The organism is Microbacterium sp., from assembly GCF_040394595.1.
GTDB lineage: Bacteria > Actinomycetota > Actinomycetes > Actinomycetales > Microbacteriaceae > Microbacterium.
In genome coordinates, this window is sequence record NZ_JBEBSA010000019.1 from 41,204 (window position 1) to 49,598 (window position 8,395).

Consider the following 8,395-nt stretch of genomic DNA (forward strand, 5'->3'; position numbering starts at 1 on the left):
CGGCACCCCGCCGTAGACTTGGACGATGAACGACGAGCGACGGCCGAGGTTCCGCAACCCGTTCCGCGTCGCGCCGCCGCCGTCGACCGATCGGACGGTGTCCACGCCCGCCGACGAGCACGTCCCGATGCCCCTGCGGATCACCGCGGCCTACGGGTGGCGGCTGCTGGTCATCGCCGCCGTGATCGCGGTGTTCATCTGGCTCGTCATCACGCTGAAGCTGCTCGTCGTCCCCCTCATGGTGGGCATCCTCGTCACGGCGCTGCTCTGGCCCGCCTTCGACTGGCTGATCCGTCATCGCGTGCCGCGCTGGCTCGCCGTCGCGATCTCGCTCCTCGGCACCCTGGCCATCGTCGCGGGCCTGCTCTGGCTGGTGGTCTGGCAGATCCGGGAGCAGCTGCCCGAGGTGAAGGCGCGCACGGAGGCGTCGCTCGCCCAGCTCCAGCAGTTCCTGCTGGACGGGCCGCTGAAGCTCACCGAAGCGGACATCCAGGAGTACCTCAAGAAGGGACAGGACCTCCTGGAGGGCCAGGCGTCGTTCCTCGCCCAGGGCGCGCTCGGGGTCGCGGGCACCACGGCGCACGTCGTCACGGGCGCCGTGCTGTCGCTGTTCATCCTCATCTGCCTGCTCGCCGACGGCGGGGGGATCTGGCGGTGGACGCTGCGGCTGTTCCCGCGGGCGACGCGCCCCGCGGCGGCCGGCGCCGCGCAGAACGGCTGGAAGACGATCGTCAACTACACGCGCACCCAGCTGCTGGTCGCCGCGATCGACGCCGTCGGCATCGGAGTCGGCGCCGCCCTCCTGCAGGTGCCGCTCGCGATCCCGGTCGCGGTGCTGGTGTTCCTCGGCTCGTTCGTCCCGATCGTCGGCGCCGTCCTGACCGGGGCCATCGCGGTGTTCCTCGCCCTCGTCTACAACGGCGTCTGGGTCGCCGTCGCGATGCTCGGGATCGTCCTGCTCGTGCAGCAGGTGGAGGGGCACATCCTGCAGCCGATCCTGATGGGCTCCGCGGTGAAGGTGCATCCCCTCGCCGTGGTGCTCGTCGTCGCGGGCGGCGCGATGATCGCCGGGATCCCCGGCGCCCTCTTCGCCGTGCCGCTCGCGGCGTTCGTGAACGTCGTCGCCGTGACGCTCGGCACGGGCTCGTGGCGCACCGGCGAGCAACCCGAAGCAGACCTGATCTGGAGCACAGTGCCGCGTGAGCGGCGACGGAGGAATCGATGAGCGCAGTCCCCACCCTGGCGGAGTTCGAGAACGCGGCACGGAGCCTGGCGGGGGTGATCTCCCACACGCCCGCGATTCCGTCGCGCGCGGTGGGCGACGTCCTCGGCGCCCCGGTGACGCTGAAGATGGAGAACCTGCAGCGGACGGGGTCGTTCAAGATCCGGGGCGCGACCTATCGCCTCGCCCAGCTCACCCCGGAGGAGCGATCCCGGGGAGTGGTGGCGGCATCCGCGGGCAACCATGCGCAGGGCGTCGCGCTCGCCGCGCAGGCGCTCGGCATCCCCGCGACGATCTTCATGCCCCTCGGCGTGCCCGTGCCGAAGCTGCTGGCCACGCGCGGATACGGCGCCGAGGTCGTGCTCGAGGGGGAGACGGTCGCCACCTCGCTGCGGCTCGCCGCCGAGTTCTCCGAGCGCACCGGAGCGGTGCTGATCCATCCGTTCGACCACCGCGACGTGGTGATCGGGCAGGGCACGCTGGGCCTCGAGGTCTACGAGGACGTCCCCGATGTCGACACGGTCGTGATGGGCATCGGCGGCGGCGGGCTCATCGCCGGCGTCGCGGCCGCGATCAAGGCGGCGGCGGCCCGTGACGGCAGGGCGGTGCGGATCATCGGCGTGCAGGCCGAGAACGCCGCCGCCGTGCCCCCGTCCCTGGAGGCGGGACGTCCGGTCGAGATCGTCACGAAGCCGACGATCGCCGACGGCATCCTCGTGGCGCAGCCCGGCGCGGTGCCGTTCGAGATCATCGGCGACCTGGTCGACGAGGTGGTCACGGTCTCGGACGATGACATCGCCCGCGCGATCCTCGTGCTGCTGGAGCAGGCGAAGGTCGTCGTGGAACCCGCCGGCGCCGTCGGCGTCGCCGCCATCCTCTCCGGCAAGATCGTCGCCCAGGGGCCGACGGTCTCGATCCTGTCCGGCGGGAACATCGACCCGCTGCTGCTGCAGCGCGTCGTCGCGCACGGCCTCGCGGCATCCGGCCGTTACCTGACGGTGCGCATCCCGCTGCCGGATCGCCCCGGGCAGCTGGCCCGCGTGTCGGAGCTGATCGCCGAGGCGGGTGCGAACGTCATCGAGGCGATGCACACCCGGCACGGTCACGGCCTGCAGATCAGCGAGGTGATCCTCGAGCTCAGCGTGGAGACACGCGGCCCCGAGCACTCCGAATTCACGCTCGACACGCTGCGCCGCGAGGGCTTCGAGCCGATCGTCGTCGAGGACTGAGACGCGGAACGGGGCCCCGGCGATGCCGGGACCCCGTTCGCGGAAGGACGCCGGCGCTCAGCCGGTGAAGGTCTCGACCCCGGTCACCTCGACCGAGATCGCGCGGCCGTTGGGCGCCTCGTAGGTCGCCTTGTCGCCGACCTTGAGCCCGAGGATCGCCTGCCCGAGCGGGCTGGCCTCGCTGTAGACGTCGAGGTCGGTGCCGCCGGCGATCTCGCGGCTGCCGAGCAGGAACGTCTCCTCGCCGCCCGCGACGACCGCGGTGACGACGGTGCCCGGCTCGACGACGCCACGGCTCTCCGGCGCCTCGCCCACCTTCGCGGTCTTCAGCAGCTGCTGGAGGGTTCGGATGCGGGCCTCCTGCTTGCCCTGCTCGTCCTTCGCCGCGTGGTAGCCGCCGTTCTCCTTGAGATCGCCCTCTTCGCGGGCTGCTTCGATGCGCTTGGCGATCTCGTCCCGACCGAAGGTCGAGAGGTGCTCCAGCTCGGCGACGAGCCGGTCGTAGGCCTCCTGCGTGAGGAAGGGTACCTGAGCGTCTGCGGACACAGCGTGCTCCTTTGTGCGGGCCCCGTGCGGGGCGGACGATGACGATCCCCGTGAGGACCGGGCGATATGCCAAGACGCCCCGGCACGGGCCGGGGCGTCGTTTGTCTGCGACCGATATTAGGCCACCCGGCAGGACTTCACCAAACCCGTCGTCGCCTCCGAGACGGTGGGGACGACGGTCTCGTGCGAGCGCGTGTGCGCCTCCGAGGCGGAGAACTTCACGGTCTTCCAGCCGACGATGCCGAATTCCTTGTCGAGGGCCTCCACGAAGCACACCACGTCGCGCCCGCGCGGTGCGGTGAACTGGTAGCGCACGGCCACGGTGTGGGAGTCGACGACGTCGAAGCCGAGGTCGTCGGCATCGACCGAGTTCATCGATCCGGCGACGGTCATCCAGCCGAAGGCGCCGACGACGAGCACGGCGACGGCGCCCGCGATGATCCAGGGCAGGCGTCTGCGCGGCGTGCGCCCGTAGCGCTCGTCGAGTTCCTGTGCGGTGGTCACTGCTCTCCTGGACCCGGTCGCGGCGACGTGGTCTGCCGGACCGCAGCCGGTCGTTAGGCTGGTGTCACCAGGATATTCGACCTGCCTATGAAAGGCGGACACATGCTCCCGTTCGCGGACCCGACGCCGATGCCGACTCCGACATCGACCGTGGACCCCGCCCTCGTCACGCCCGGCGTGGTCGGTTTCGTCGCCGTCGTGCTGCTGGTCGTCGTCGTCGTGCTGCTGATCTGGGACATGAACCGGCGGATCCGTCGCGTGCGCTACCGCTCCGAGGTGCGCGAGGAGCTCGATGCCGAGGAGGCCGCCCGCGAGGCGGGCGACCAGGAGGACTGACCCCGGTCAGACGCCGACGCGCTCGAAGGCGTCGAGGCTGATCCCGCGCTCGAGGATGAGCCGTGACCACTCGCGGGCGCTGTGCAGGCTGTGGTCGCGGTAGTTGCCGCACTCCACGGCCGAGACCCCGGGCACGTCCGACCACTCCGCAGTCTCCGCGATGAACCGCAGGCTCTCGCGGATCCCCGCGACGACCTCGGCGACCGCCGGCTCGCCCCACATGATCAGGTGGAAGCCGGTACGGCATCCGAAGGGCGAGATGTCGATCACGCCGTCGACGTGGTCGCGCAGCTGCCCGGCGAGGACGTGCTCGATCGTGTGCAGGCCCGCGGTGGGGATCTCGCCCTCGTTCGGCTGCACGAAGCGGACGTCGAAGTTCGAGATCGCGTCGCCCCTCGGTCCGTGCTCGACGGCGATCAGCCGCACGTAGGGGGCCTTGACGGCGGTGTGATCCAGCGTGAAGCTCTCGACCTCGGCCATGGGGTTCCTTTCGGGGTCAGCCGGGAAGGCCCAGCGACGGCATGTGGGGCTGCAGCGAGATGAGCAGGCACGCGGTCCAGTGGCAGAGGAATGCGAGCACCGTGCAGACGTGGAAGATCTCGTGGAAGCCGAAGTGCCCGGGCCACGGGTTCGGCCGCTTCAGCGCGTAGACGACGGCACCGGCGCTGTACAGCACACCACCCACGCAGACGAGCACCATCATCGCGACGTTCGCCTGCACCAGGTCGACGATGTACATCACCGCGGCCCAGCCGAGCAGGAGGTAGAGGGCGACGTACAGCCAGCGCGGGGCGTTGATCCAGAACACCCGGAACAGGATGCCGAGGATGGCGCCGCTCCACACCAGGCAGAGCAGCAGGACACCCTTCTGGGGCTCCAGGGCGAGGGTCGCGATCGGGGTGTAGGTCCCCGCGATCAGCAGCAGGATGTTGGCGTGGTCGATGCGCTTGAGCACCAGCTTGGTCTTCGGGCCCCAGTTGAAGCGGTGATACACCGCGGAGTTGCCGAAGAGCATCAGCGAGGTCGCCATGAAGACCGCGGCGGCCGCCTTCGCGACGCCCCCCTGGGCGAGGACGATCAGCACGACGCCGGCCGCGATCGCGACCGGGAACGTGGCGGCGTGGATCCAGCCGCGCCAGGTCGGCTTGATCTCGACGGCGGCGTCCTGCGCCGCGGCATCCAGCAGCGGAAGCTGGGGGACCTCGGGGCCCTTCGCGGTGCGTGTGCTCACGTGCTCACTCTAAGCCGCCGCGCATTCCGGTTCCGGCACATAACGCCCCGTCGGGGTGACCCTCAGGCGCGGGCGGTAGCGTAGGGACGTGAACGTGCGCACGAGTTCGGGCAGGGGCCCTCTCTACCGGCTGTACGGCAACCGGCTGCGCCGGCAGCTGGACGCCGCGTCGGTGCCCCATCACGTCGCGATGATGATCGACGGCAACCGGCGCTGGGCGCGGCAGCTGGGCTACGACTCTCCGGCGGAAGGGCATCGCGCGGGGGCGGCGAAGATGCGCGAGTTCCTGGGCTGGTGCGACGAGCTCGGCATCAAGGTGGCGTCGCTGTACCTGCTCTCCAGCGACAACCTGCGCAAGCGCGACTCGAAGGAGATCGAGGATCTCATCGAGATCATCGCCGAGCTCGCGGACTCGCTCTCCCGTGACCTGGGGTGGCGCGTGCAGCACGTCGGGCGGTCGGATCTGCTTCCGGATGAGCTCGCCCGTGTGCTCGACGACGTGCAGGAGCGCACTCGCAGCAACACCGGGATGCACGTGAACCTCGCCGTCGGCTACGGCGGCCGCAACGAGATCGTCGACGCAGTGCGCAGCATCATCGCCAAGCACAACGAGTCGGGCGGCGGGCTGCAGGACCTCGCGGAGCAGCTCACCCCCGAGATGATCGGCGAGCATCTCTACACGGGCGGGCAGCCGGATCCCGATCTCGTGATCCGCACCAGCGGCGAGCAGCGGCTCAGCGACTTCCTGCTCTGGCAGAGCGCGCACAGCGAGTTCTATTTCGTCGAGGCGCTCGGCCCGGATCTACGTCGGGTCGACTTCCTCCGCGCCATCCGCGACTACGCCGACCGGGACCGCCGCTTCGGACGCTGACGGACCGTCCCGGCACGGGGCGGACGATGCCAGACTGGTCGGGTGACTGCGTTCGACGACTACCTGGACACCTTCGCCGGGGACCCCGGCTACCTCAACTGGGCCGCCTTCGGCCCGCTGTCCCCGGGGGTGCGTGCCGAGGCGTTCGCCGACGCCGACCTGCTCGCCAGCATGCGCCCGGCGTCGCACGCGCTCGTGTTCGACCGCGCGGCGCAGGCCCGTGAGGTGATCGCGGGGATGCTCGGCGCAGACGTCGACGAGGTCACCGTGCAGCCGTCTTCCACGCACGGCCTCGCGCACGCGCTGTACGGTCTGCAGGGTGCCGTGATCGCCTCCTCCGCAGAGTTCCCGAGCGTGAGCATCACCCTCGAGAGGGCCGTGCAGACGGCGCAAGGCGGCATCTCCGCACGGTGGATCGCACCGGGTGACGGTCGCGTGACGCCCGACGCGGTCTCCGAGGCGCTCGATGACGAGGTGACCGCGCTCGTGGTCAGCCACGTCGACTTCCGCACCGGATACCGCGCCGACCTCGCCGCGCTGCGCGAGCTGATCGGCCCCGACCGGCTGCTCATCGTCGACGCCGTGCAGTCGTTCGGCATCGTCGACGAGGACTTCTCGGCCGCCGACGTCGTCGCCGGGCACGGGTACAAGTGGCTGCGCGCGGGACGCGGCTCGGGGTTCGCCCGCTACTCGGCGTTCGCCCGCGAGCGCATCCGCCCGGTGCTCAGCGGTGTCGCCGGCACGACGTCCGAAGGGCTTCCGGTGGACGCCCTGCCTCCCGCGGCGGCATCGGCGCGTGCCTTCACGGTCAGCGCTCCCGACCACCTCGCGGCCGCGCGACTCACCGTCGGCGCCGCAGAGGTCCGGGACGCCGGAGTCGCACGCATCGAGGAGCGGATCTCCGCGCACGTGGACGAGATCCTCGAGATCGCCGACCGGCACGGCATCCCGGTGTCCTCGCCCCGCGAGCCGGCGCGGCGCGCAGGGATCGTGGCCCTGGCCCCCGCCGAGCTGGGTCGTCTCGCGGCGGCCCTCGCGAACGCCGACGTGAGCGTGACCGCCCGGGGCGACACCGTGCGTCTCGCGCCCCATGCGGGCACCGGATCCGAGACGATCCGGATGCTCGACGACGCACTGTCCGGATTCGGAAACGAGACGTTCATCGGGGCGTAACCGATCGCTGGCGTGTCTTCGCGCGGTTGTCCTCTCCGGAGTCGTACCTTCTAGGCATCGGGCACCGTGCCCGGTCGGGTCGGCCTTCCGGATCGCGACTCGTGGCCCCTGGTCGACTCGCAGCAGAGCCGGGATCATCCCGGGTCGGGAGTGGATCGTGACCACACGTACAGCGCAGCAGCAGTCCACCCGCGAGGCGACATCGCAGATCGAGGACACGGTGCTCCGCACCTACATCCTCGACACCTCGGTGCTGCTGAGCGACCCGCAGGCCCTGTTCCGCTTCGCGGAGCACTCGATCGTCCTGCCGGTCGTCGTCATCAGCGAGCTCGAGGCCAAGCGGCACGACCCCGAGCTCGGATACTTCGCGCGCAGGGCTCTGCGGCACCTCGACGAGCTGCGGGTCGAGCACGGACGGCTGGACTTCCCCGTCGAGGTCGGCGAGGGCGGCACGCTGCGGGTAGAGCTGGGCAACGCCGACATGTCGGTGCTCCCGGCGGGCATCCGGCTCAGCGACAACGACAGCCGCATCCTCGCGACCGCCGCGAACCTCGCGCAGGACGGGCAAGACGTCACGATCGTCTCCAAGGACCTGCCGATGCGGGTCAAGGCGGCCTCGCTGGGCCTGCGCGCCGAGGAGTACCTCGCCGAGCAGGCCGTGGACTCCGGGTGGACGGGCGTCGCGACGCTCGACCTCTCCGGCGACGAGATCAGCGACCTGTACGAGAGCGAGGTGGGGATCAGCGAGGAGGCCCGCGGGCTGCCGGTGAACACCGGTCTCATCATCCACTCCGAGCGCGGATCGGCCCTCGGACGGGTGACCGGCGACGGAGAGTATCGTCTGGTGCGCGGCGACCGCGAGGTCTTCGGAATGCACGGACGCTCCGCCGAGCAGCGCATCGCGATCGACCTGCTGCTCGACCCCGAGGTGGGCATCGTCTCCCTCGGCGGGCGGGCCGGCACCGGCAAGTCGGCGCTCGCGCTGTGCGCGGGTCTCGAGGCCGTGCTCGAACGGCAGCAGCAGAAGAAGATCATCGTCTTCCGTCCGCTGTTCGCCGTCGGCGGCCAGGAACTCGGATACCTCCCCGGTGATCAGGGAGAGAAGATGAACCCCTGGGGGCAGGCGGTCTACGACACGCTCGGCTCCGTCGTCTCCGGCAACGTCATCGACGAGGTGATCGAGCGGGGGATGCTGGAGGTGCTTCCGCTCACGCACATCCGCGGAAGATCGCTGCACGACGCCTTCGTGATCGTCGACGAGGCGCAGTCGCTCGAGCGCAACG

The 8,395-nt window shown here is 70.5% G+C and carries 10 protein-coding genes; 6 read left to right on the top strand and 4 right to left on the bottom strand.

Going from position 1 to position 8,395, the window contains the following annotated elements; translation table 11 throughout:
* Window positions 1–25: 25 nt before the first annotated feature.
* Both ABWO84_RS14195 and ilvA read left to right on the top strand, forming a co-directional pair.
* Window positions 26–1,225: an AI-2E family transporter gene (locus ABWO84_RS14195; protein ID WP_353115662.1), complete on the top strand. Its 1,200-nt coding sequence runs from the start codon at window positions 26–28 to the stop codon at window positions 1,223–1,225.
* Window positions 1,222–2,451, top strand: coding sequence for a threonine ammonia-lyase (gene ilvA / locus ABWO84_RS14200; RefSeq protein WP_353115664.1), 1,230 nt, complete (start codon window positions 1,222–1,224; stop codon window positions 2,449–2,451). Before ABWO84_RS14195 ends, ilvA begins: the two co-directional genes overlap by 4 nt.
* Before the next feature lie 57 nt (window positions 2,452–2,508).
* Here ilvA and greA read toward each other — a convergent pair whose 3' ends face one another.
* Window positions 2,509–2,997 carry a transcription elongation factor GreA gene (gene greA, locus ABWO84_RS14205; RefSeq protein ID WP_353115666.1) on the bottom strand — a complete coding sequence of 163 codons (489 nt, stop codon included), beginning with the start codon at window positions 2,995–2,997 and terminating at the stop codon, window positions 2,509–2,511.
* A gap of 117 nt (window positions 2,998–3,114) precedes the next feature.
* Window positions 3,115–3,501 carry a DUF4307 domain-containing protein gene (locus tag ABWO84_RS14210; RefSeq protein ID WP_353115668.1) on the bottom strand — a complete coding sequence of 129 codons (387 nt, stop codon included), beginning with the start codon at window positions 3,499–3,501 and terminating at the stop codon, window positions 3,115–3,117.
* Between the two features lie 102 nt (window positions 3,502–3,603).
* Between ABWO84_RS14210 and ABWO84_RS14215 the strand changes: the two genes are divergently transcribed.
* On the top strand, window positions 3,604–3,837 hold the full coding sequence (locus ABWO84_RS14215; RefSeq protein ID WP_353115670.1) for a hypothetical protein: 234 nt from the start codon (window positions 3,604–3,606) through the stop codon (window positions 3,835–3,837).
* 6 nt (window positions 3,838–3,843) lie between these two features.
* Here ABWO84_RS14215 and ABWO84_RS14220 read toward each other — a convergent pair whose 3' ends face one another.
* Complete coding sequence (locus tag ABWO84_RS14220) at window positions 3,844–4,317, bottom strand: S-ribosylhomocysteine lyase (RefSeq protein ID WP_353115672.1); 474 nt, start codon at window positions 4,315–4,317, stop codon at window positions 3,844–3,846.
* Between the two features lie 16 nt (window positions 4,318–4,333).
* Window positions 4,334–5,068, bottom strand: a complete 735-nt coding sequence (gene trhA, locus ABWO84_RS14225) for a PAQR family membrane homeostasis protein TrhA (protein ID WP_353115674.1) — start codon at window positions 5,066–5,068, stop codon at window positions 4,334–4,336.
* A gap of 94 nt (window positions 5,069–5,162) precedes the next feature.
* Between trhA and ABWO84_RS14230 the strand changes: the two genes are divergently transcribed.
* The 3 genes from ABWO84_RS14230 to ABWO84_RS14240 form a co-directional block, all read left to right on the top strand.
* The gene (locus ABWO84_RS14230) at window positions 5,163–5,939 is read left to right on the top strand and encodes an isoprenyl transferase (protein ID WP_353115682.1); all 777 of its coding nucleotides are present in this window, start codon (window positions 5,163–5,165) and stop codon (window positions 5,937–5,939) included.
* 42 nt (window positions 5,940–5,981) lie between these two features.
* The gene (locus ABWO84_RS14235) at window positions 5,982–7,112 is read left to right on the top strand and encodes an aminotransferase class V-fold PLP-dependent enzyme (RefSeq protein ID WP_353115676.1); all 1,131 of its coding nucleotides are present in this window, start codon (window positions 5,982–5,984) and stop codon (window positions 7,110–7,112) included.
* Window positions 7,113–7,269: 157 nt separating this feature from the next.
* The coding region (locus ABWO84_RS14240) for a PhoH family protein (RefSeq protein ID WP_502915420.1) at window positions 7,270–8,395 on the top strand (1,126 nt) is incomplete at its 3' end.